This window comes from Allobosea sp. GW822-FHT05A11, from assembly GCF_058800455.1.
Window position 1 is genome coordinate 304574 of sequence record NZ_JBXAMI010000007.1, and the last position, 21600, is coordinate 326173.

Sequence of the window (21600 nt, forward strand, 5' to 3'; positions counted from 1 at the left end):
CGCTTCGTGGCTTCAATGTCCGTAGGGATCGGGCGCCGTGCCGTCCTCGGAATCGGCCTCGCGCTGATCGAACGCCGCGGACCATGCGCTCAGTCGCGCCTTGTCGCCGCCGTCGAAAGCCGCCTGCCTGAGGAAGATGCGCAGCGCCTGCCGCCCGAAGCGACTGCGCGGCGCCTCGAAAGCATCGGGAGCATGGCCGGCCGCGATGGCCTGCTTCGCGCTTCGCTTCAGTGCGATCAGCGCGGGGTCGCCGAAGCGATCGACAAGCGTTTCGAACGCCTGGAAGGCCTCGCGGTCGAATGCGTGGGGGCTGCCCAAGCCATCCTTGAGCGGATGAGCGGGCACGAGATGGGCGCAGGGCACGAAACCATCGGGCACCGGCTCGGTCGCCGCATGGGTACGTCCACTGCGCAGGAGTTGGGGCAGCACATGCGTATGCGGTCCCTCCGGGCTACGGCCATCGGCCGGCGGAATCGGCTGATAAACCTCGCAGCGGCCGAAGCGGGCGATGAAGACCCGGTGCGGTCCCGCCGCAACGATCGCGCCCATCGCGGGATTGCCGGGCTCGAACAGGGAACGCCCGGCCTTCGCCCGGAGCACGGCGATCAGGGTCGCGTCGGCGGTGCGGATGCAGATATCGGCCTGGAGCGTGCCGAGCCCCATGTCGAACAGGATGCCCGCCGCATCCTGTGGACGCAGTGCGCCTGCATCCGGGCCGAGTTCGGTCAGGACAGTGCGCCGGTTCATCGCGCAGGAATCCTCGGGCAGGCAGAGCGCGACGCGGTGATTCCAGCCGCTCCCGACGGCGCTTTCGGATGCGAGGAGACGGACGCCGTCGAGCGTGCCGAAGCCGATTCCGCCGCGCGCCGTCGTCACCAAAAGCCGATCCGGTTCATCGACGATCTCGACCGGCTCGCCCGCGTCGCGCATGAATTCCGCGATGGCGCCGAAAGTGCCGAGATTCCATTGGCTGCCGGTGTCGAGAAGATGATCGCGCAGGATGGTGCGCACCGTGTCGGTTCCGATCATGAAGCTGTCTTTCCGTTGTCGAGCCTGCGCCAGGGGAGGAGGAAGGGTTCACCGGCATGGGAGCCGCGCATCGCCTGGATGCCGAAGACCTGCACGAGCCTGCTATCGTCGAAGACGTCCGCCGGCGCTCCGTCGGCGACCCGGCGACCGTGATCGAGCAGCAGGAGCCGGTCGCAGAAGCGGCCCGCGAGCGTCAGATCGTGCAGCACGACGACCACTCCGGTGCCCTCACGGCTGATCCTGCGCAGCAGTTGCAAGGTGTCGAGCTGGTGCTGAGGGTCGAGCCCTGCCAGAGGCTCGTCCGCGAGGAGATAAGGCGCCTCCACCGCGAGCGCCCGCGCCAGCAGGACGCGACGACGCTCCCCGCCCGAGAGCGTGCCGACAGCGCGACCGGCAAAGCCGGTGACGTCGCAAAGCGCCAATGCCCGCGTGACCGCCTGTCGATCCGCATCCCCCGACTCAGCGAAGGGGCGGCGATGCGGCAAGCGGCCGAGCCCGACCAAAGCCTCGACGGAGAGCGCCCCCGGCGCCTCACCGCCTTGGGCCAGAAAAGCGATGCGGCGCGCCAGTGCCGCTCGCCCCAGCGCGCGCGCCGAGGCGCCGTCGTAATCGACGCTGCCACAGTCTGGTGTGAGCAGTGCGGCCAGAACCCGCAGCAAGGTCGTCTTGCCGGCGCCGTTGGGACCGATCAAGCCGAGCACCTCGTCCGGCCGGACCTGGGCATCGACCTCTTGCAGGATCGGCTTGCCGCCGAGTGAAACCGTGATGCCGGAAGCCGTGATCGCCATCACAAGGTCTCCCGGCGCAGGCGCTGCACCAGCGCGAAGAGGAAGGGCGCGCCGATCAGCGCGGTGACCACGCCGAGCTTGAGCTCCGGCCGGACCGGCATGAGCCGGACGCCGATATCGGCCGCGAGCACGAGAATGGCGCCGCCGAAACCGGAGGCGACCAGCAATCGGCCCGGCCGGTGCCCGACCAGCGGGCGCAGCAGATGCGGCACGACGAGGCCGACGAAGCCGATCGCGCCGGTCACGGCGACCGCGCTGCCGACGGCGAGGGCCGCGCCCCCGATCAAGCGCGCGCGCAGCCAGGCAAGGTCGAAGCCGAGGCTCGCGGCTGTATCCTCGCCAAGGCTGAGCGCATCGAGGGCGGGCGCCGTCGAGACGATCAGGGCCCAGCCGAGCAACATCAGGGGCAGGACGAGGGCGACATGGTTCATGCTCCGGTCGGCCAGCGAGCCCATCAGCCAGAACACGATCTCCAGCGCTGCATAAGGGTTCGGTGCGAGATTGAGCGCGAGCGCCGTCGCCGCGCCAGCGAAGCTGTTGAGCGCCACGCCGGCGAGGATCAGCGTGGTCGTACCGGCGCCACGGCCGAGCAGGATGAAGAGGATCACGGTTGCCAGCAGCGCGCCCGCGATCCCTCCGAGTGGCAGGGCGAGCGCAAGGCTGGCGGAGAGCCCGCTATAGAAGACGAGGACGGCACCGAAGGCCGCCGCACTGGAGATGCCGATCACGCCCGGTTCGGCCAGCGGATTACGCAACAATCCCTGCATCGCCGCGCCGGCCATGCCGAGGCTGAAACCGACGAGGGCGCCGAGCAGGGCGCGCGGCAGACGCAGTTCATAGAGCACGAGCGCCGGCAGGCTCTTTTGCCCCGCGAGGAGGTCCGTCACCGCCGGGCCGAGCGCCAATGGCGCGTAGCCGACGGCCATGGAGATCGCGGTCATCGCCAGAGTGGCGAGGGCAAGCAATCCCAGCAGCGGCGCCGGCCTGATGCCAGGCGAAGCGTCCGGCATCATGGCTTCTCCTCCACGGCACGCACCAGCAATTCGATCGCGTCGAGCACGCTCGGGCCGGCGCAGGTCCAGAGCCGCGACGGCAGAGCGACGAGCTTCAGCCGGTCGCCAAGCCGGTCGATCACCGGATGGTGCAGGATCTCGTGCGCCAGAGACGGCGGGCCGTCCGGCGTCTCGTTCAGGATCAGGATTTCGGCACCGCCCAGCGCCACGGTTTCGAGCGCGATCTGGCCATAGCTCTCGACGCCCAGCTCGGCCGCGATATTGACGAGGCCGGCGCGGGTCAGGATCTCGTCGACGAGCGAGCCGCGACCGACCGTGAAGCCGCTGGGACGCAGCACGATCGCCCGCAACGGCCGCTCGACACGCCGAGCGGCCAGGGCCTGCAAGCGCTGTTCGATCCCGGCGAGCAAGGCCTGCCCGCGGGCGGGCTCGCCGAGAACATCGGCCATCTCGGTGATCTGCGCCTTCATCTCCGCGAGATTGCGGGGAACGCCGAATTCCCTGACGCCGATCCCGACCTGCCCGAGCAGCGAAACCGTAGCGCGCGTCGTATAGGCGCCGGCGACGACGAGATCGGGGTGAAAGCCCAAGACTTCCTCGGCAAGCCCGTGATTGGCCGGTATCAGGCGGGCGGCGCCCGCCATGTTGGCGTTGCGCGGGTCCTGCGACAGCCATGTCACCGAAGCGATGCGATCGGGATCGGCCAGGCGCAGGACGAGCTCGTCCGTGCACATGTTGAGCGAGACGATGCGGGCCGGCCGATCCGCAGCAAGCGAGACCGATGCCATCGCGCCCGCAAGCGCGATGGGCAGGAGGCAGGCGCCACACAGGCGGCGCAGGACGAGAGGCAGGTTCATCCGCCGATGGCCAACTTGATACCGCCGAAGACGCCGAGGCCCGGCACGAGGAAGCCGACCGGATTCTCCCAGCGCTTGTCGAAGAGGTTATCGACCCGCCCGAACACCGTCACCTTGTCGGTCGCCTTGTACTCAGCGGCGAGGTTGACCAGCGTCGCCCCCTTCGCGCGCATGCGCGGGACCGAGAAGTCGCGATTGCCGTCGACCCAGGAGCCGATATGGATCAGCGTCGCCGAGAGGCTGAGCCTGTCGGTCGGCGTCCAGGTCGCGGTCGCGCTCGCCTTGTGGCGCGGCCGACGCAACAGTTCCTGCCGGGCGATCTCGTCCTTGGCGAGGGTGAAGGTGTAGTCGGCGCGGATGCGGAACTGGGGCGAGATTTCCAGCGCGGCGAAGGCCTCGATGCCCTTCGTTCTGGCCTTGCCGATATTGGCGTAGGAATCGCGCGTGACATTGGTGACGATCAGGTTGTCGATGTCGTTCTGGAACCAGCTCGCGCCGAATTGCAGGCGCTTGTCGAAGAGCGGCTGCTCGAAGCCGACATCCCAGCCGCGGCTTTCCTCCGGCTTCAGGTTCGGATTGCCGAAGAAGTTGTAGCCGGGGCGGTAATCGATGAAGAGCTCGCTCAGCGTCGGCGCCTTGAAACCGGTGCCGTAGCTCGCCTTCAGCTTGGTTTCCGTGCCGGGAATGATGACGGCCGGCGCGATGCGGTACGTCGTATGGCCGCCATAGCTGTCGTCATGGTCGCGGCGGATATTGGCCGCCAGGAAATAGCGATCCTCGATATTGCCCTGGTATTCGAGCCAGGCGGCCTTGTTGCCGTTCGAGGCGATGAGGCTCGTCGTGTCCAGACGCTCGCGCTCATATTGCAGGCCCATGATCAGGTTGTGGCCCTTGATGATCTCGAGATTGCCGCGCCAGTCGAGCTTGGTGCGCTCGCCGAGGCTCTGATTGGGCAGGCCGAGCAGGCCGGTTACCGCGGACGCTGTCCGCGTCCCCCTGTCCTGCCGCGAATAGGAGACGCCGAAGGTGTTGACGAAGCGCCCACTGAGCGGGTCCCAGATGACCTCGCCACGGGTGAAGGCCTGCGCATAGTTCTGCAGGGAGCGATAGGGCGAGGGCGTGCTCGGGAAGCCGGCATCGCTGGTATAGCGCAGCTGGCCGTCCTGATAGCGGCCGACCCAGTTCAGCGTCAGCGTGTCGGTGAGCGCAAAGCCGAGGCGGCCGGAATAGCTGTAATTGTCGAAGATGTTCGGATTGGTCCGGCGGCCGGGCGGCACGAGGTTCGGCGGCGTCACCTCGGTGCCATCGGCCCGGAAATGGCTGGCATTGAAGGCATAGTTGAAGCGCGCATCACCGCCGCTGAAGCCGAGGGACTGGTTGAAGCTGCCATGCGAGCCGCCTTCCACGCGGGCCGTCATCTTCGGTGGTCCCTCGCCGCGCTTCGTGGTCACCGAGATGACGCCGCCCAGCGCATTAGCACCGTAGAGGCCGCTCTGGGGACCGCGCAAAACCTCGATGCGCTCGATATCCTCGGTCAGCATAGAGCCGAAATCGAAGGAGCGGTTCGGGGCTGAAGGGTCGTTGGCCTCGATGCCGTCGATCAGCACCTTGACGTGGTTGGAATTGGTGCCGCGCATGAAAACCGAGGTCAGGCCGCCCGGCCCACCGGTCTGCACGATGTTGAGGCCGGGCACCGCGGCGAGTGCCTGCGGCAAGGTGCGGCGCTGCTGCTGTTCGATATCCCTGGCGGTGATGACGGTGACGGCGCTCGCGACTTCGCGGGCAGGCGTCGGCGTTCCCGTGGCGCTGACGACGATCTCGTCGAGCGCCATCGTGGCGGGAGCGTTCTGGGCGAAAGCCGGGGCTGCAGCGCCGGCAATGGTCAGGCAGGACATGGAGAGCAGCAGGCGGCCGCGTCCGGCGGCCGGAAGGAAGAATTTCACGATGGAGACCTCGGGCGTTGACGTCAGTGGCACGTCACCGCGAACGCGATCTCCCATCTGCCGTGCGAAAGACGGCGAACGGTCGAATCAGCGATCGGCGCACCCCGGCCGAACGTGTCCGCGTGTGACCACGGCTGACGGCAGGTCTCCTGGCTCGCGGGTCGTTGCCTTTCGCCGCCTTCCCAGGTCCGAGGCCCCAGTGGCGTATGGCGAAAGGCTCGCCGCTTACAGTTGCGGGGGCAGCCGCGGCATGGGGTGGCTCGCCACCCGCACCGCGTTCCCTTTTGATCCCGTGAGGGAACCGTCGCGCTCAGGCTTATGGGGAGATCGGGCCGGCGTCAAACGGAGGCTCTCGATCCCGCTTTCCGCCGTGGGACCTGATGCCGTTTTCCGTCACGATATGGTGCATCGGGATGTCGAAGCCATGCGGGCGGATCGTCGGCATCTCCGCCATCTCGTAGCCGACCCCGACCGCGATCGTGGAGGACGGCAGGGCGGCGAGCGTGCGGTCGAAGAAGCCGCCGCCATAGCCCAGCCGGTAGCCCTGCGCGTCGAAGCCGACCAGGGGCGCGATGACGATCCGCGGGAAGACCGGCTCGCCCGCAGCCGGCACCGGAATGTTCCAGACGCCGCGCTCCAGCTTCTCGCCCTTGCGCCAGAGCCGGAACAGCAGGGGCTTGCCGCGCTCGACTACGACCGGCAAGGCAGCCAGACCGCGGCGCTCGCGCAGGCTTCGGAACCAGTCTCGCAGGTCCGGTTCACCACGGAACGGCCAGTAGCCGCTGACGAGGACGCCAGCGGGATCACCGATCAGCGCGTCGAGATAGCCGGCGATCCGGCGCCCGAGCGCGTTTCGCGTGCGCGCCGACATCGCCAGGCGGGCTGCGATCAAGCGTGCCCGCTCGGAGCGCCGCCATTCCTTCAGGCTCGGCTCGGGCAGGTTCTCCCCGACATTTCGCGACGGTGGCGTCAGCCCGGAATAGGCCGGATCGACCTCATGCAGCAGGCAGGCCGGCGAGGCATAGTCATTCAGATCGTCGTCGCCCTTGCCCATCGGTTTCCGGCCTCCGTCGCCACGACGCGCCAGCCACCCTCGGCGCGAGCGAGGCTACGCGAAGGTCCGGACATCGGAGCCGCGGCGCATGAGCATTCTGCGCAGACAGGTCATGCAATCAACCGAATTCAAGGTTGATGGAATATGGCAACCTTCGATGAAGGCCGCGCACGGCCACCGAATTCGCCGGCACCTCCGGTACCCATCGGAAACGGAAATGCTCTATGCTGCCGGGATCAGAAGCAGATAGGCACCCGCTCGATGCTGGCCGAGACACCGCCCCCCGCGAGCGTGGGCGTCACCGTAAAACTCTACGACGATCTCTCCTCGGCCATCATTTCCGGGGAGATCGCGCCCGGCGAGAAACTGAGCGAACCGGCCATCGCCCGCCGCTTCGGAGTCAGCCGCGCACCGGTCCGCGAAGCCATCCGGCGGCTGCAGGAACGCGGGCTCGTCACCTATGTCGCCAACCAGGGCGCGCGCGTCGCCGAGCCGAGCGCCGCCGAGTTCCTCGCCCTGCTCGACGTGCGCGAGGCGACAGAGGGCATGGCCGCCCGCCTCGCGGCCGAAAGCATGAGCGAAGCCGAGATCGCGGCGCTCGATGCCCTGGTCCGGGGGCATCGCGACGGTATCGAGCGCAACCCGATGGGCGCCTATCTCCAGGACGAGCCGGAGGCCGATTTCCACCGCCGGATCGCGAAGGGCAGCGGCAACCCGATCCTCGCCGAACTGCTCTGCGAGCAGTTCTATCCGCGCCTGCGCCTGTGCCGACGCCTGCATTCGACCGTGCCGGGCCGCGGCCGCGAGGCCTGGCGCGAGCACATGCGGATCACCGAGGCGATCAGCCATCGCGACGGCGAGCTCGCGGAAATCCTGATGCGGCGCCATATCCGCGCCGCGCGCATGGCGCTTCAGGCCGCGCTGGCCGCGAATGTCGGTACCAAACCGGGCAAGCGCCGGACCGGAGCGAAGCGCTAACCTGCTCCGCCCGCAGAGGTCGCCGGCTCTTCTTCGGCACTGGCGCGTCGGCGCAGGCGCGCGAGCACGGGCGGTACGATCAGCACCAGCGCCGCGACCGCAAGCAGTGTCGCGGCGATCGGCGTGCCGACCAGCACGCTCCAGTCGTTCTGGCTGACGGCGAGCGCACGCCGGAGCTGGATTTCCGCCTGCGGGCCGAGGATCAGCCCGATCAGGGCCGGCGCGATCGGGAAATCATGGACGCGCGCGACATAGCCGACGAGGCCAAGCCCGCACATCAACGCCAGGTCCATCCAGGAGGTCGACAGGCCCCAGACGCCGACCATCGCGAAGACGACGATGCCGCCATAAATGTATTGCCGGGGGATCAGCAGCAGCCGGACCCAGATGCCGACCAGCGGCAGGTTCAGGATCAGCAGGATGACGTTGCCGATATAGAGCGAGGCGATCAGGCCCCAGAGCAGGTCCGGGTTGGTGGCAAACAGCAGCGGGCCGGGCTGAAGCCCGTAGTTCTGGAAGGCGGCGAGCAGCACGGCCGCCGTCGCGGTGGAGGGCAGGCCGAGCGTCAGGAGCGGCACGAGGATGCCGGCCGCCGCCGCGTTGTTGGCGGCCTCGGGCCCGGCGACGCCTTCGATCGCGCCCTGACCGAACTCCTCCGGATGCGGGGTCAGGCGGCGCTCCAGCGCATAGGAGAGGAAGGTCGGGATTTCCGTCCCGCCCGCCGGCAGCGCACCGATCGGAAAGCCGATGACGCTGCCGCGCAGCCAGGGCTTCCAGGAGCGCTTCCAGTCCTGCTTCGTCATCCAGCTGCCGCCGGAGAGCGGGTTGATCGCGGCCGGCGCTGCGCCGCTGCGGCTCGCGACATAGAGCGTCTCGCCGATCGCGAAGAGCGAGACCAGCACGACGGTGAAGGGGATGCCGTCGAGCAGTTCGAGCGTGCCGAAGACCATTCGGGTCTGGCCGGTCTGGGTGTCGATGCCGATCGTCCCGAGCGCGAGCCCGAAGAACAACGCAGCGAAACCCCGCACCATCGAACGCCCCATCACCACGGCGACCGAGGTGAAGGACAGTATCATCAGGGCGAAGTAATCCTCCGGCCCGAAGACGAAGGCGAGCTCGGCGATCGCCGGCGCGAGGAAGGTCAGCGCCAGTGTGCCGATCGTGCCGGCGACGAAGGAGCCGATCGCCGCCGTCGCCAGTGCAGCTGCGCCACGGCCGCGCCTTGCCATGCGGTTGCCTTCGAGCGCCGTCATCACCGAGCCGCTTTCGCCCGGCGTGTTCAGCAGGATCGAGGTGGTCGAGCCGCCATAGAGCGCGCCGTAGAGGATCCCGGCGAACATGATGAAGGCGGAGGCCGGATTGACCTGCGCGGTCACCGGCAGGAGCAGCGCGATCGTCAGCGCCGGGCCGATGCCCGGCAGGACGCCGACCGCCGTGCCGAGCCCGCAGCCGACGAAGGCCCAGAACAGGTTCATCGGCTGCAAGGCAACCGCGAACCCGCCGAGCAACTGGTTCAGGATATCCATGGCTCAGCCCAAGAGCGGAAAGAACGGGCCAAGGCTGATGCCGAGGCGGGAGAAGCCGAGCCAGGCGAGGCTGGCGATCAGCGCGCCGATGCCGAGATCGAGCAAGGTGCGGCGCGAGCCGAAGGCATGGGTCACCAGCGTGAAGGCCAGCATCGCGCTGAACGGGAAGCCGAGCCAGCGGATCGTCAGCAGCGGCACGCCGACGCCGGCCAGCGCCATCAGGAAGGCGGGGCGCGAGAACGGCGCCTCCTCCTCGTCCTCGCTGGGCGGCGCCAACTGTCCTTTCAGCGCCTGCACGATCAGCAGGAAGCCGAGCAGGACGAGGCCGAGCCCGACCGCGAGCACGATCGCGGACGGTCCGAGGCCGACATAATTGGTCGTCGAGGCGATGCTGCGCGCACCGTTGAGCCAAACTGCGCCCATCACGAGGATGACGAGCCCCAGCCACCAGGGCCGCCCGCCGCCGGCCGCAGCCGAACCGTTCTTCATCGACGACATTTGCCTTGCCCTTCGCGTCTGTTCGGCAACTCCCTGAGCCCTCATCCTGAGGAGCCATTCCTCTGGGAATGGCGTCTCGAAGGATGCTTCAGGAGGTTCGGATGCCCGCTGGAACATCCTTCGAGACGCCGCTATCGCGGCTCCTCAGGATGAGGGCTTTGTTTCCAAACGGGCTCTGAGCGATAGATGCCGGGCGGCGCGCTCGTGCACGCCGCTCGGTTTCGACGGAGGCTATTTCAGGATGCCGACTTCCTTGAGCGCGCTCGTCCAGTTGGCGTCCTCGCTCTTGAGGAAGGCGTCGAAGGCGTCGCCCGGCAGATAGGCGTCCTCCCAGCCCTGGGTCTTGAGCGTCTCCTTCCACTCCTTGGTGGCGTGGAGCTTGGCGAAACGGTCGAGCCAGGTCTTCTTGGCGGCGTCGCTCATGCCGGGCGCGCCGACGAAGCCGCGCCAGTTGCCGACCTCGACCGGGATACCGGCTTCCTTCAGTGTCGGGGCGTTGAGGCCTTCGACCCGCGTCGGGCCGGAGGTCGCGATGATGCGGATGCGTCCGGATTCGGCGAAGGCGCGGAACTCCGAGGCGCCCGAGATCGCCGCCTTGATCTTGCCGCCGCCGAGCGCAGCCAGGATCTCGCCGCCGGAGAAGGCGACGAAATTGATCTTGCCGACGGGCGCACCGGCATGCTTGGCGAGCAGCGCCAGCATGACGTGATCGGCGCCGCCGGCCGAGCCGCCGCCGACGGAGAGCGCGCCGGGATCGGCCTTGAGCGCGGCGATGAAGTCCGCCGGCGTCTTGATCGGCGAGTTCGCGGGCACGGCGATGGCGTTGTACTCGTTGGTCAAGCGCAAGAGCGGCGTCGTGTCCTTGAGCGAGACCGGCGTCTGGTTGGTGATGACACCGCCGACCATGATGACGCCGGTGACCAGCAGGGCGTTGTCATCGCCCTTCGCGGTGCGGACGAATTCGGCGAGGCCGATCGTGCCGGCAGCGCCGCCCTTGTTGGTGAAGGACGCGCCGTCCGTGAAGACCTTGGACTGGGCAAAGGCCGCCATGGTGTGGCGCCCGGCCCCGTCCCAGCCACCGCCGGGATTGGCGGGAATCATTACCTTCGCCGGCTCAGCCAGGGCTGCGCCAGTGCCGAGCCCCAGGGCCAGGACGCCGGCCATCGTCAAACGCTTCAGCATCTTTCATCTCCTCCCGTTGTCGTTACGCCGCCGTTTTCGGCTGGTCGTTCTCTTGCCGCATCATCCGCGGTTCGGGCGCCGGATTGGTCCGGCGCCCTTGTGTCCTCATGCACTGCGCTCGCGCTGCGGCATGCCTTCTGGCGTGATCGTCGCCACGATCGAGGCGTCGAGCGCCTCGTAATCGGCGAGGCCGATCGTCTTGTAGAGCTCGGCCCTCGTCTGCATCTGGTCGACCATGGCATGGGTGCCGCCATCGCGGGCAAGCGCCGCGTAGAGCTTCTCCTGCGCCTTGTTGGCGACGCGCAGCGAGGAAACCGGCCAGATCACCATGCGATAGCCCATCGCCTCAAACTCCGAGGCGGTGAAGAAGGGCGTGCGGCCGAACTCGGTCATGTTGGCGAGCAGCGGCACACCGGGCACGCGGCTGGCGAACTCGCGGAACATCTCGGCCGTTGTCAGCGCCTCCGGGAAGATCGCGTCCGCACCCGCCTCGAGATAGAGCTTCGCACGGGCGACCGCGCCGTCGATGCCCTCGCTCGCCGCGGCATCGGTGCGCGCGATGACGTAGAGATGGCGGCGCGCCTTCACGGCGGCAGCGACCTTGGCCGCCATATCATGGGCGTCGGCGAGCTTCTTGTCGTTGAGATGGCCGCATTTCTTCGGCAGGAGCTGGTCCTCGATATGGACCGCGCCGGCGCCCGCATCCTCGAAGACGCGGACCATGTGCATGACGTTGAGCGCCTCGCCATAGCCGGTATCACCATCGACCAGCAGCGGCAGGCCGGAGGCCCGCGCGATCTGGCGGATGAAGAAGGCGACCTCGTCGACGGTGATCATGCCAAGATCAGGGATACCCATCGAGGCGGTCATCGCCGCACCCGACAGATACAAGCCCTCGAAGCCGGCCATCCTGGCCTGAATCGCGGCCATGCCGTTATGGGCGCCGGGCAGGCGGGCGATGCCGCCGCGCTCGACCAGCGCCCGGAAGCGCTGGCCGGCCGGCTCTGACGGAAGATCGGAGGCGACGAGATAGGGCATGGGCACTCAGCTGCAGTAGAGATCGACGTAATCGTTGACCGAGATCGCTTCGAGCCTGGCCTGATCCAGGGAGACGTCGAGGATCTGGCGCTGACGCTTCTCGACGAAACGGCGGGCGAGATTGGTGCGGAACTTGGCTTCCAGCAGCGGGATGCCATCGGCGCGGCGGCGCTTGTGGCCGATCGGGTATTCGACCACGAGCTCGGGCAGCACCGTGCCGTCCTTCAGCGTCACCGTCATGCCGTTGGCGATCGAGCGCTTCTCGGGGTCGTGATAGTCCCTGGTGAAGGCGGGGTCCTCGACGCATTCGATCTTGTCGCGCAGCGCATCGATCCGCGGATCGGCGGCGACATCGTCCTCATAATCGGCGGCGGTGAGGCGCCCGAAGATGAAGGGCACGGCGACCATGTACTGGATGGTGTGGTCGCGATCGGCCGGGTTATGCAGCGGGCCGCGCTTGTCGATGATGCGGATGCAGGCTTCGTGCGTGCGGATTTTGATCGAGGCGATGTCGTCGCTGCTGCGACCCATCGCCTTGAGCTGATCGTGCAGCGTCATCGCGGCCTCGACCGCGGTCTGCGAGTGGAACTCGGCCGGGTAGGAAATCTTGAACAGCACGTGCTCCATCACATAGGAGCCGTAAGGGCGCTGGAACTTGAAGCTCTGGCCGCGGAACGAGGCGTCGTAGAAGCCCCAGGTCTTGGCTGACAGCGCCGAGGGATAGCCCATCTCGCCGGTGCGGGCGATCAGGGCGAGCCTGACGGCGCGGCTGGTGGCGTCGCCCGCTGCCCAGCTCTTGCGCGAGCCGGCATTGGGAGCGTGGCGATAGGTGCGCAGCGCCTGGCCGTCGACGAAGGCGAGCGAGAGCGCGTTGACGATCTCGTCGCGGCTAAGCCCGAGCATGCCGGCGACCACCGCGGTCGAGGCGACCTTGACCAGGATGACATGGTCAATGCCGACCTTGTTGAAGGCGTTCTCCAGCGCCAGACAGCCCTGGATCTCGTGCGCCTTGATCATCGCGGTGAGAACGTCGCGCATGGTCAGCGGCGCCTTGCCGGCCGCGACCGCGGTGCGCGACAGCCAGTCGGCGACCGCGAGGATGCCGCCGAGATTGTCGGACGGATGGCCCCATTCGGCCGCGAGCCAGCAATCGTTGAAATCCAGCCAGCGGATCATCGTGCCGAAATTGAAGGCCGCCTGGATCGGATCGAGCTGGTAGGGCGTGCCGGGCACGCGGGCGCCGTTCGGCACGACCGTGCCGGGAACGACGGGGCCGAGCAGCTTGGTGCAGGCGGGGTATTCGAGCGCCTCCATGCCGCAGCCCATCGTGTCGATCAGGCAGTTGCGGGCGGTCTCGTAGGCGAGGCTGCTCTCGACGCGATAGTTCAGCACATAGTCGGCGATATCGACCAGCACGCCGTCCGGAGCCGGACGCTCATTGTTGTTGAATGTCGCCATTTTCGGCCGTTCCTCGCATCGATCGCCCGCCTTTTCGTTCTGGCCAGCTTTTATTGTCGACACAAATTACATCGACCCGCCCGTTTGACAAGCGGTTCCGGTTCGCTAATCTAAAAATTGTCGACAATCGAACAGGGCTGGCAAGAGCCCGGATAGCGACGCAAACCCGCCACCGCAGGCGGAAACGACAAGAATTTGGGAGGAACGCCATGAGAACAACGATCGCCACCTGCTGCGCGCTGCTGCTCTCGGCAACCGTCCACGCGCAGGACTTCCAGCCGCAGAACCCGGAATGCATCGCCCCTGCCGCGCCCGGCGGTGGCTTCGACCTGACCTGCCGGCTGACCAGCCGCGTGCTCAACGAGACCGGGCTGGTCGGCCCGTCGATCCGCACCACCAACATGCCGGGCGGCATCGGCGCCGTGGCCTACAACAACATCCAGGCGCAGCGCGCCGCCGATCCCAATGTCATCGTCGCGGTCTCGACCGGCTCATGGGTCAATCTCGCCCAGGGCAAGTTCGGCCGCTTCAGCGAATCCGATGTGCGCTGGCTCGGCGCGATCGGCGCCGACTATGGCGTGCTCGCCGTGCGCAAGGACAGCCGCTTCAAGACGCTGGCCGACGTGGTCGAGGCCCTGAAGAAGGACCCGACTTCGGTCAAGGTCGGTGCCGGCGGCACCGTCGGCAGCCAGGACTGGATGAAGCCGGCGCTCGTCCTGAAGGCGGCCGGCGTCGATCCGCGCAAGATGCGCTATCTCGCCTATGAGGGCGGCGGCGAGGCGATCGGCGCCTTGATCGGCGGCCATATCGACCTCTTCCCCGGCGATGCCTCCGAGGTGCGCGGCCAGCTCGAGGCCGGCGAGATTCGCCTGCTCGCGACCTTCTCGGAGAAGCGACTGCCCGGCGCCTTCGCGCAGGTACCGACGGCCAAGGAGCAGGGCTACGACGTGCAATGGCCGATCGTGCGCGGCTTCTATGCGCCGCCGAAGGCACCGGAAGCGTCCTATGCCTACTGGACCGGCATTCTGACCAAGCTCAACGCCGATCCGCGCTGGCAGAAGGCGCGCGGCGAGCAGGGGCTGTTCGAGTTCAGCATGGTCGGCGCTGATTTCGACGCCTTCGCCAAGAAGCGGACCGCCGATTTCCGGACGCTGGCAGCCGAGGTCGGCCTCGCCAAGTAACGGCAGAGGCCTTTCGCCAAGGTAACAGGACGGGAGGAGATCATGATCGATCGCCTGGTCGGGTTGATCTGTGCGTTGCTCGGCGCGGGCGCGATCTGGCACGCGCAGACCCTGCATGTGCCCTTCGCGGCCGACCCGGTCGGGCCGCGCATGTTCCCGACGATCACCGGCGCCGTCCTGATCCTGGGCGGAGCCATCCTGTTGCTGCGCCCCGGAACGGTCGCGCTGGAGTTCGGGACATGGCCGCGCGCGCTCGCCGTGCTCGTGGCGAGCCTGATCTACCCGCTGCTCCTGCTGCCGATCGGCTTCATCGCGGCCACCGCTCTGCTCTGCTTCGTGGCCGCGCTGGCCTTCCACGCGCGGCCACTGCCAGCAGCGGTTTCGGCCGTCGCCACGGCCATCGTCTTCTTCGTGCTGCTCGACAAGGTGCTCGACCTGCCATTGCCGCGCGGGCCGCTGGGAATCTGAGATGGACGCATTCGCCGCCCTCATCACCGGCTTCGAGGTCGCGCTCACCCCGCTCAACCTTGCCGTCGCCTTTGCCGGCGTGGCGCTCGGCACCGCGATCGGCGCACTGCCCGGCATCGGTCCGATCAATGCCGTCGCCCTGCTACTGCCGCTCTGCTTCGCGCTGAAATTGCCGCCGGAAACGGCGCTGATCCTGCTCGCCGGGCTCTATTATGGCAGCGGCTATGGCGGCCGCATCTCCTCGATCCTGCTCAACATCCCCGGCGATCCCGGGCTGGTGATGACGACGCTCGACGGTTATCCGCTGGCCAAATCCGGGCGCGGCGCGGCGGCGCTCGCGATCAGCGGCATCGGCAGCTTCGTCGGCGGCACCAGCGCCGTCGTCCTGATGACCTTCCTCGCCGTGCCGCTGGCGCGGCTCGCGTTGTCCTTCGGCCCGGCCGATTATGTCGCGCTGATGGTGCTGTCCTTCGCGCTGCTCGGCACGATGAGCGAGGGCAAGGCGGTCAAGACCTGGATCGCGGTCGCGCTCGGGCTCCTGCTCGCCATGGTCGGCATCGATGGCGGCACCGGCGTCGAGCGCTTTACCTTCGGCTCGCTCGAGCTCCTGGGCGGCATCGACTTCACCAGCCTGACCATCGGCCTCTTCGCGGTCGCCGAAATCCTGATGCTGGCGGAGGGGATGATCAGCGGGACCGTCTCGCGCACCGGAGACGGGGCGCGCCTGACGTTCCGGGAAATCCTGTTCTGCACGCCGGCGATGCTGCGCGCGACCGGCATCGGCTTCTTCCTCGGCGTGCTGCCCGGCACCGGCGCCTCGGTCGCCTCCGCCATGGCCTATACCGCCGAGAAGCGCGTCTCCGACAAGGGCAGCTTCGGCAAGGGCGACATGCGCGGCCTGGCAGCGCCCGAAACTGCGGATAACGCCGCGCAGACCGCCTCGATGGTGCCGATGCTGGCGCTCGGCATTCCAGGCTCCGGCACGACTGCGGTGATGCTCGGCGCCTTCATGATGTATTCGATCACGCCCGGCCCACTGCTCTTCACCCAGCGGCCTGAGGTCGCCTGGGGCCTGATCGCCTCGATGTATATCGGCAATCTGATGCTGCTGGTGCTCAACCTGCCACTGGTGGGGCTGTTCGCGCGATTGCTGCTGGTGCCAGCCTGGATCCTCTATCCCGGCATCCTCGCCCTGTCCTATGCCGGGGTCTACGCCGTCTCGAATTCCGCCTTCGAGCTGCTCATCACCACCGGGATCGGCATCCTCGCCTATGCCTTGCGCAAGGTCGGCATTCCGCTGATCCCGCTGATGCTGGCCTTCGTGCTGGCGCGATTGCTGGAGGACAATTTCCGCCGGGCGCTGTCCTTGTCAGATGGCGGCTACGAGATCCTGTTCTCGACACCGACCAGCATCATTCTCTGGCTCCTGGCAATCGTCGCGATCGGCCTGCCATTGATCCGCAAGCCGAAGCTTCACCCGGCGGTGCCGGTGGCCGAGGCCGGAAAGCCGGGCGCCTGAACGGCGCCCGGAAATAAGGTTTAGATCGAGCGGGTGACGCCGCCGTCGACGCGGAGGTTCTGGCCGGTGATATAGGCGGCGTCCTTCGAGGCCAGGAAGGCGATGGTGCCGGCGATCTCAGCGCTGGTGCCGTAACGCTGCATCGGCACGCCCTGCCGCCGCTCCTCGGTCGCCGGCAGGCTGTCGATCCAGCCGGGCAGCACGTTGTTCATGCGGATATTGTCGGCCGCATAGGCATCGACGAAGATCTTGGTGAAGGAGGCCAGTCCCGCCCGGAACACGGCCGAGGTCGGGAACATCGCGCTCGGCTCGAAAGCCCAGGCTGTCGAGATGTTGACGATCGAGCCGGCCTTCTGGCGCTGCATGATCGGCGTCACCAGCCGGACCGGCCGGATGACGTTGAGCAGATAGGTATCCATGCCGCGGTGCCAGTCCTCGTCGGTGATGTCGAGGATCGGCGCACGCGGCCCGTGGCCGGCGCTGTTGACGAGGACGTCGACGCGCCCCCAGCGCTCCATGGCGAGATCGACGAGGCGCTTCAGGTCGTCGTTCGACTGGTTGGAGCCGGTGACGCCGATGCCGCCGAGCTCTGCCGCCAATGCCTCGCCCTTGCCGGAGGAGGAGAGGATGGCGACGGCGAAACCGTCCTCCGCCAGGCGCCTTGCCGCCGCAGCGCCCATGCCGCTGCCGCCCGCCGTGATCAGGGCTACTTTGTCCACTGCCATTCCATCCTCCTGCATCGACCGACTCGAAATCCTGCGACGTTCCTAGCATTCCGGCCAGGTCGTGACGAACGCGTCTCCTGCCACTCGGTGAAAGAAATTTGCATCCGGCCGACAGGATTGCAGCGCTTCTTTCGGCGCATCTGCATTATCCCTTCGCATCCCTGTGAAGCGAGGCTGCTCCGATGTCCAAGCTCGATCTCGACGATCTCCAGTCGCAGATGACAGCGTGGCGCCGCCACCTGCATACCCATCCCGAATTCGGCTTCGAGGAGAAGCGGACGGCCGCCTTCGTCGCCGGGAAGCTGCGTGAATTCGGCCTGGACGAGGTCGTCGAGGGCGTCGGCGGCACCGGCGTCGTCGGCACGCTCAAGCGCGGGAGCGGCAACTGCGCTATCGCGCTCCGCGCGGACATGGATGCATTGCGGATCACCGAACAGGGCGGACAACCCTATCGCTCGCAGACACCCGGCGTGATGCATGCCTGCGGCCATGACGGCCATACCGCGATGCTGCTCGGTGCGGCCAGGCTGCTGGCTGAGGAAGGCGGCTTCGACGGCACCGTGCGCTTCCTGTTCCAGCCGGCGGAAGAATGGGGCCGCGGCGCGCTCGCCATGCTCGACGACGGGCTGATGGAGCGCTTCCCCTTCGACGAGATCTACGGCCTGCACAACATGCCCGGCCTCGCCGTCGGGCAGTTCCAGACGCGCGCCGGCTCCTTCATGTCGGCCGAGGATAATTTCGAGATCGTGCTGAAGGGCGTCGGCGGCCATGCGGCAAAACCCCATGCCGGCAGCGAAGTTCTGGTCGCCGCCTGCGCGCTGGTGATGCAGCTCCAGACCATCGTCTCGCGCCGCCTGAGCCCGGCCGACATCGCCGTGGTCTCGGTGACCGAGCTGCTGGCGGATGGCACCCGCAACGTGCTGCCGGGGACGGCCCGCATCCTCGGCGACGCCCGCAGCTTCCGCCCCGAGGTCAGCGCCGCGATCGAGCGCCAGATGGGCATCATCGCACGCGGCACGGCCGAGAGCTACAATCTCGTCTGCGAATTGACCTATACGCGCGAATTCGTGCCGCTGGTGAATGACGCGGCGCTCTCGCAGGAAGCGCTCGCCGCCGCCCGGATCGTGCTCGGCGACGACAATGTCGCGATCGCATCCGAGCCGATGACGGGCTCGGAGGATTTCGCCCGCTTCCTCGACCATGTGCCCGGCTGTTTCGCCTATGTCGGCAACGGCGAGGCTTCGGCGCCTCTGCACAACCCGTCCTACGATTTCGACGATGGCGGCCTGATCCACGGCGCGCGGTTCCATGCCGGGGTCATCAGGCACAGGCTGCCTGAGGGCTGAGCTTCGGCTGCACAAGGAGAAATCTTTTCCGCGACAGCACTCCTGGGGAAGAGCCTTGCAAACATCCCCTGATCTATGGAGCCAAACCCTATTCCGGCCGGCGTAGACATGAGCCTGTGTCAAACAGGCTCATGTCCCAATACTCAGGTGCGCTTCGGCCGGCGTACGGCCCGCAGCGTGCTCTTGTCGCCGTCGCCGCAATAGAACAGCCCGGCGCCATCCGATTCCAGCCCGGAGAGGCCGCCCCCGGGCGGCATGGCGAGCGCGTCAAGGACCTTGCCGGTCGCGGGGTCGATCCGGCGCAATTCGCTTTCGCCCTCTTCCCAGGTGCCGTGCCACAACTCCCTGTCGACCCAGGTCACGCCGGTGACGAAGCGGTTGGTCTCGATGCTGCGCAGCACCTTGCCCGTGGCCGGGTCGATCTGGTGGATCTTGCGCTCGCGGTAATGGCCGACCCAGAGCGAGCCCTCGGCCCAGGCGAGCCCGGAATCGCCGCCCTTGCCGGGTGCGGGGATCGTGCCGAGCACGGAGCCCGTCTGCGGATCGATCTTCTGGATACGGTCCTCGGCGATCTGAAAGAGATGCGTGCCGTCGAAGGCCGTGCCGGCATGGGCGGGCACGTCGATAGTGCGAATGATCTCACCCTTGACGGTATCGAGCGCGTTCAGTCGGTCGCCGGAGGCGAACCAGACATTGGCGCCGTCGAAACTGACGCCATGAACCTTCTCGACACCTGGAAACGGGCCGTAGGTACGGGTGATATCGGCGTTTGTGATCGTCATAGCCTGGCTCCTGCGTCTGTTGCGATGCTGGACCCTAGCCAGCCGGCCAGGACGCTGTGAGTAACAAACTCGTCGCGAAACCCGGCATCGGCGGCATCACCCAGCGCCGCGCCCGTGCCTGCCCGAAAGACTGGATCTTGCCGGCCTCGGCGAGGGCATCGAGCGCGCGCTGGACGCTGCGCTGGCTCGATCCAAGCGCCAGCGCCAAGGCGGAGCTCGACCATGCCTCGCCGTCAGTCATGAGGGCGAGCACCGTGGCATGCTTCTCCTCGACCGGGCGCGCCAGCACCACGATCCCGACCGCGCGACGCGGTGCTATGATGAAGCCGGCTTCCGTCGCGCTGATCCGCGCCAGCGGCCGCAACGCCGTGCGCAGGCGGCCGATCTCGACGCGCAGCCTTGCCCGGTGCGATTCATCGGTGAACCGCGAGCCGAAGGCGCCGGCAATCAGCACGTCGCGCGGCGCATCCTTTGGCCAGGCCCCGGCCAGCGTCCGCAACAGGGCGAAGAGCACGGGGCGCGTCGCCAGCGACACGAAGCTGGCCCGGTCGCGCGCGCCATGGCGGCAGGCATCGACGATCAGCGCCTGCGATGCCTGCAAATCCTCGACCTCGTCGAGCAACAAGGAGCGCTCGACACCCTCCGCGATCAGGCGCGCGGCCGGCTCTTCGAGCAGGCGGCTTGCAGTTTCGACTTCGGCGATCAGCGCCGGGATTCCGGCGCGACCGGCGGCCTCGCGCGCTTCCACCAGCGCGGCCCGTGCGTTTCGCGCTTTCATCCGGCGCAAAGCGATGCCGGCGCTTGCCAATCCGTGGACAGCCCGCAACGGTGCCGGCAACTGCGCGGGATCGATACCGGCGAGCCGTTCGCCCGCATGGTCAAGCCGGCCGATCAGCAGGAGCCGGCGGATGTCGAGCAGGCGTGCATGGGCGGCGTTCGCGCGATCGCCATGGGCTTCGAGCACCGCACCGGCTTCATCGAGCCTGCCGGGAGCCCAGCCGAGATCGCGCGCCGCGAGGGCGACCTCCGCCTCGGCGACCGCGCAACGAGCGCGAGCGACCGCTTCCTTCGCCCCGAAGGCGCGGCCGGCACGGCGCAGCAAAAGCTTGGCGCGGGCGAAATCGCCAAGCTGCGCCATCGCGATGCCGCGCAGCGCCAGCGCAGGCGCGTCATCCCGCAAGGCGACGCGGTTCAGCGCCCCCAGCGGGTCGCCCTTCGCCAGGGCCTGCGCCGCCGCCGTGATCAGCGAGTCCATCGGAATCCCGCCAAACTTGTCACTCCCACCGTCTGCCACCCCCGCCTTACCACCGATCGTGACGCCGCATCGAGTGTCGAGGCGGCGCGGACATCTGGCGACAGGAGTGAGACATCATGACCAGTCATGCGATCGGAACGCGCGAAGAATGGCTCGCCGCAAGGCTCAAACTGCTCGAGGCCGAGAAGGCGTATACGCGGCAGGGCGATGCGCTCGCCGAGCGGCGGCAGGCGCTGCCCTGGGTCAAGGTCGAGAAAGACTACGTCTTCCAGACCGAGCAGGGCGACGCCTCGCTGGCCGAGCTCTTCCAGGGGCGCTCGCAGCTGCTCGTCTACCATTTCATGTTCGGACCGGACTACAAGGCCGGCTGCCCGTCCTGCTCGGCGATCGCCGACGGGTTCAACGGCTCGGCGACGCACCTCGCCTATCACGACGTGATGCTCTGGGCGGTCTCGCGGGCGCCGATCGACAAGCTCCTCGCCTTCCGCGAGCGCATGGGCTGGAGCTTCCCCTGGGCTTCGTCCGGCGAGAGCGACTTCAATTTCGACTACAACGTCTCCTTCACCGAGATGCAGGAGCGGACGCAGGGCATCGACTACAATTTCCGCCACCAGCCGAAATTCGAGTGGCGGACCGACGGCAACGCGATCGAGCGCTCGCTTGCCGGGATGTCCGGGGTCGACGTCCCCACCTATCACCGCGACCGGCCGGGCCTGAGCGCCTTCATCCGCGAGGACAGCGCGATCTACCACACCTATTCCAGCTATTCGCGCGGCGTGGACGGAGTCTGGGGCATGTATGCCTGGCTCGATCGGGCGCCGAAGGGCCGCAACGAGGCGGAAGGCCCGTGGTGGCTCCATCGCGACCGCTACGCGGCCCGCCAAGCCGTGTCGTGAGCGCGACCCGGACAGATTGCGAGACGAGCCCCGCGTCCGGTCGAGAGGCCGGGCGCGGGGCTCC

At 67.7% G+C, this 21600-nt stretch carries 20 protein-coding genes and 1 riboswitch; of the genes, 6 read left to right on the plus strand and 14 right to left on the minus strand.

From position 1 onward, the window contains the following. Positions 1 to 12: 12 nt before the first annotated feature. From AC1RLU_RS23435 to AC1RLU_RS23460, 6 genes are all read right to left on the minus strand, one after another. Positions 13 to 1029 carry a DUF6925 family protein gene (locus AC1RLU_RS23435; RefSeq protein WP_492798515.1) on the minus strand — a complete coding sequence of 339 codons (1017 nt, stop codon included), beginning with the start codon at positions 1027 to 1029 and terminating at the stop codon, positions 13 to 15. Further along, complete coding sequence (locus AC1RLU_RS23440; protein WP_492798516.1) at positions 1026 to 1817, minus strand: ABC transporter ATP-binding protein; 792 nt, start codon at positions 1815 to 1817, stop codon at positions 1026 to 1028. Before AC1RLU_RS23440 ends, AC1RLU_RS23435 begins: the two co-directional genes overlap by 4 nt. Further along, positions 1817 to 2830 (minus strand): FecCD family ABC transporter permease, encoded by a 1014-nt coding sequence (locus AC1RLU_RS23445; protein WP_492798517.1) that lies wholly within the window; start codon positions 2828 to 2830, stop codon positions 1817 to 1819. The genes AC1RLU_RS23440 and AC1RLU_RS23445 overlap by 1 nt, the downstream gene beginning before the upstream one ends. Continuing rightward, on the minus strand, positions 2827 to 3687 hold the full coding sequence (locus AC1RLU_RS23450; protein ID WP_492798518.1) for an ABC transporter substrate-binding protein: 861 nt from the start codon (positions 3685 to 3687) through the stop codon (positions 2827 to 2829). Before AC1RLU_RS23450 ends, AC1RLU_RS23445 begins: the two co-directional genes overlap by 4 nt. Further along, a complete protein-coding gene (locus tag AC1RLU_RS23455; RefSeq protein ID WP_492798519.1) occupies positions 3684 to 5630 on the minus strand; it encodes a TonB-dependent receptor plug domain-containing protein in 1947 nt (648 codons plus the stop codon). Before AC1RLU_RS23455 ends, AC1RLU_RS23450 begins: the two co-directional genes overlap by 4 nt. A 122-nt stretch (positions 5631 to 5752) precedes the next feature. Continuing rightward, positions 5753 to 5951, minus strand: a riboswitch (cobalamin riboswitch). Continuing rightward, positions 5947 to 6684, minus strand: coding sequence for a 5-formyltetrahydrofolate cyclo-ligase (locus tag AC1RLU_RS23460; RefSeq protein ID WP_492798520.1), 738 nt, complete (start codon positions 6682 to 6684; stop codon positions 5947 to 5949). It overlaps the preceding riboswitch by 5 nt. A 261-nt stretch (positions 6685 to 6945) precedes the next feature. Between AC1RLU_RS23460 and AC1RLU_RS23465 the strand changes: the two genes are divergently transcribed. Further along, positions 6946 to 7662: a GntR family transcriptional regulator gene (locus AC1RLU_RS23465; RefSeq protein ID WP_492798521.1), complete on the plus strand. Its 717-nt coding sequence runs from the start codon at positions 6946 to 6948 to the stop codon at positions 7660 to 7662. Here AC1RLU_RS23465 and AC1RLU_RS23470 read toward each other — a convergent pair. From AC1RLU_RS23470 to AC1RLU_RS23490, 5 genes are all read right to left on the minus strand, one after another. Beyond that, positions 7659 to 9188 carry a tripartite tricarboxylate transporter permease gene (locus AC1RLU_RS23470; RefSeq protein ID WP_492798522.1) on the minus strand — a complete coding sequence of 510 codons (1530 nt, stop codon included), beginning with the start codon at positions 9186 to 9188 and terminating at the stop codon, positions 7659 to 7661. The genes AC1RLU_RS23465 and AC1RLU_RS23470 overlap by 4 nt on opposite strands. 3 nt (positions 9189 to 9191) lie before the next feature. Then, entirely contained in the window at positions 9192 to 9677 is a 486-nt protein-coding gene (locus tag AC1RLU_RS23475; RefSeq protein ID WP_492798523.1) for a tripartite tricarboxylate transporter TctB family protein, read from the minus strand. 240 nt (positions 9678 to 9917) lie between these two features. Beyond that, the gene (locus tag AC1RLU_RS23480; protein ID WP_492798524.1) at positions 9918 to 10868 is read right to left on the minus strand and encodes a Bug family tripartite tricarboxylate transporter substrate binding protein; all 951 of its coding nucleotides are present in this window, start codon (positions 10866 to 10868) and stop codon (positions 9918 to 9920) included. A 105-nt stretch (positions 10869 to 10973) separates the two neighbouring features. Beyond that, positions 10974 to 11906 carry a methylisocitrate lyase gene (prpB, locus tag AC1RLU_RS23485; protein ID WP_492798525.1) on the minus strand — a complete coding sequence of 311 codons (933 nt, stop codon included), beginning with the start codon at positions 11904 to 11906 and terminating at the stop codon, positions 10974 to 10976. A 6-nt stretch (positions 11907 to 11912) separates the two neighbouring features. Then, positions 11913 to 13364: a bifunctional 2-methylcitrate dehydratase/aconitate hydratase gene (locus tag AC1RLU_RS23490; RefSeq protein ID WP_492798526.1), complete on the minus strand. Its 1452-nt coding sequence runs from the start codon at positions 13362 to 13364 to the stop codon at positions 11913 to 11915. 209 nt (positions 13365 to 13573) lie between these two features. Here AC1RLU_RS23490 and AC1RLU_RS23495 point away from each other — a divergent pair, with 209 nt between their 5' ends. The 3 genes from AC1RLU_RS23495 to AC1RLU_RS23505 are packed head-to-tail and all read left to right on the plus strand — an operon-like array spanning position 13574 to position 16532. Next, positions 13574 to 14545: a Bug family tripartite tricarboxylate transporter substrate binding protein gene (locus AC1RLU_RS23495; RefSeq protein WP_091862120.1), complete on the plus strand. Its 972-nt coding sequence runs from the start codon at positions 13574 to 13576 to the stop codon at positions 14543 to 14545. 42 nt (positions 14546 to 14587) lie between these two features. Next, the gene (locus AC1RLU_RS23500) at positions 14588 to 15013 is read left to right on the plus strand and encodes a tripartite tricarboxylate transporter TctB family protein (protein ID WP_492798527.1); all 426 of its coding nucleotides are present in this window, start codon (positions 14588 to 14590) and stop codon (positions 15011 to 15013) included. Between the two features lies 1 nt (position 15014). Beyond that, complete coding sequence (locus AC1RLU_RS23505) at positions 15015 to 16532, plus strand: tripartite tricarboxylate transporter permease (protein WP_492798528.1); 1518 nt, start codon at positions 15015 to 15017, stop codon at positions 16530 to 16532. A gap of 20 nt (positions 16533 to 16552) precedes the next feature. Here the strand turns inward: AC1RLU_RS23505 and AC1RLU_RS23510 are convergent, their stop codons facing one another. After that, entirely contained in the window at positions 16553 to 17257 is a 705-nt protein-coding gene (locus tag AC1RLU_RS23510; protein WP_091862111.1) for an SDR family oxidoreductase, read from the minus strand. A 182-nt stretch (positions 17258 to 17439) separates the two neighbouring features. Here AC1RLU_RS23510 and AC1RLU_RS23515 point away from each other — a divergent pair, with 182 nt between their 5' ends. Beyond that, positions 17440 to 18603, plus strand: coding sequence for a M20 aminoacylase family protein (locus tag AC1RLU_RS23515; protein ID WP_492798529.1), 1164 nt, complete (start codon positions 17440 to 17442; stop codon positions 18601 to 18603). Between the two features lie 143 nt (positions 18604 to 18746). Here AC1RLU_RS23515 and AC1RLU_RS23520 read toward each other — a convergent pair whose 3' ends face one another. Then, positions 18747 to 19385: a Vgb family protein gene (locus AC1RLU_RS23520; protein ID WP_492798530.1), complete on the minus strand. Its 639-nt coding sequence runs from the start codon at positions 19383 to 19385 to the stop codon at positions 18747 to 18749. Positions 19386 to 19419: 34 nt separating this feature from the next. Further along, the gene (locus tag AC1RLU_RS23525; RefSeq protein ID WP_492798531.1) at positions 19420 to 20640 is read right to left on the minus strand and encodes a helix-turn-helix domain-containing protein; all 1221 of its coding nucleotides are present in this window, start codon (positions 20638 to 20640) and stop codon (positions 19420 to 19422) included. Positions 20641 to 20756: 116 nt separating this feature from the next. On the opposite strand from AC1RLU_RS23525, the gene AC1RLU_RS23530 reads away from it, so the two are divergent. Beyond that, the gene (locus AC1RLU_RS23530) at positions 20757 to 21536 is read left to right on the plus strand and encodes a DUF899 domain-containing protein (RefSeq protein WP_492798532.1); all 780 of its coding nucleotides are present in this window, start codon (positions 20757 to 20759) and stop codon (positions 21534 to 21536) included. Positions 21537 to 21600 lie beyond the last annotated feature (64 nt).

Coding starts and splice junctions, on each gene's coding strand:
- prpB (WP_492798525.1), bottom strand. CDS start 11,906: ATGCCCTATCTCGTCGCCTCCGATCTTCCGTCAGAGCCGGCCGGCCAG.
- AC1RLU_RS23445 (WP_492798517.1), bottom strand. CDS start 2,830: ATGATGCCGGACGCTTCGCCTGGCATCAGGCCGGCGCCGCTGCTGGGA.
- AC1RLU_RS23505 (WP_492798528.1), top strand. CDS start 15,015: ATGGACGCATTCGCCGCCCTCATCACCGGCTTCGAGGTCGCGCTCACC.
- AC1RLU_RS23470 (WP_492798522.1), bottom strand. CDS start 9,188: ATGGATATCCTGAACCAGTTGCTCGGCGGGTTCGCGGTTGCCTTGCAG.
- AC1RLU_RS23440 (WP_492798516.1), bottom strand. CDS start 1,817: ATGGCGATCACGGCTTCCGGCATCACGGTTTCACTCGGCGGCAAGCCG.
- AC1RLU_RS23490 (WP_492798526.1), bottom strand. CDS start 13,364: ATGGCGACATTCAACAACAATGAGCGTCCGGCTCCGGACGGCGTGCTG.
- AC1RLU_RS23530 (WP_492798532.1), top strand. CDS start 20,757: ATGACCAGTCATGCGATCGGAACGCGCGAAGAATGGCTCGCCGCAAGG.
- AC1RLU_RS23525 (WP_492798531.1), bottom strand. CDS start 20,640: ATGGACTCGCTGATCACGGCGGCGGCGCAGGCCCTGGCGAAGGGCGAC.
- AC1RLU_RS23450 (WP_492798518.1), bottom strand. CDS start 3,687: ATGAACCTGCCTCTCGTCCTGCGCCGCCTGTGTGGCGCCTGCCTCCTG.
- AC1RLU_RS23500 (WP_492798527.1), top strand. CDS start 14,588: ATGATCGATCGCCTGGTCGGGTTGATCTGTGCGTTGCTCGGCGCGGGC.
- AC1RLU_RS23520 (WP_492798530.1), bottom strand. CDS start 19,385: ATGACGATCACAAACGCCGATATCACCCGTACCTACGGCCCGTTTCCA.
- AC1RLU_RS23510 (WP_091862111.1), bottom strand. CDS start 17,257: ATGGCAGTGGACAAAGTAGCCCTGATCACGGCGGGCGGCAGCGGCATG.
- AC1RLU_RS23435 (WP_492798515.1), bottom strand. CDS start 1,029: ATGATCGGAACCGACACGGTGCGCACCATCCTGCGCGATCATCTTCTC.
- AC1RLU_RS23495 (WP_091862120.1), top strand. CDS start 13,574: ATGAGAACAACGATCGCCACCTGCTGCGCGCTGCTGCTCTCGGCAACC.
- AC1RLU_RS23515 (WP_492798529.1), top strand. CDS start 17,440: ATGTCCAAGCTCGATCTCGACGATCTCCAGTCGCAGATGACAGCGTGG.
- AC1RLU_RS23465 (WP_492798521.1), top strand. CDS start 6,946: ATGCTGGCCGAGACACCGCCCCCCGCGAGCGTGGGCGTCACCGTAAAA.
- AC1RLU_RS23480 (WP_492798524.1), bottom strand. CDS start 10,868: ATGCTGAAGCGTTTGACGATGGCCGGCGTCCTGGCCCTGGGGCTCGGC.
- AC1RLU_RS23475 (WP_492798523.1), bottom strand. CDS start 9,677: ATGAAGAACGGTTCGGCTGCGGCCGGCGGCGGGCGGCCCTGGTGGCTG.
- AC1RLU_RS23460 (WP_492798520.1), bottom strand. CDS start 6,684: ATGGGCAAGGGCGACGACGATCTGAATGACTATGCCTCGCCGGCCTGC.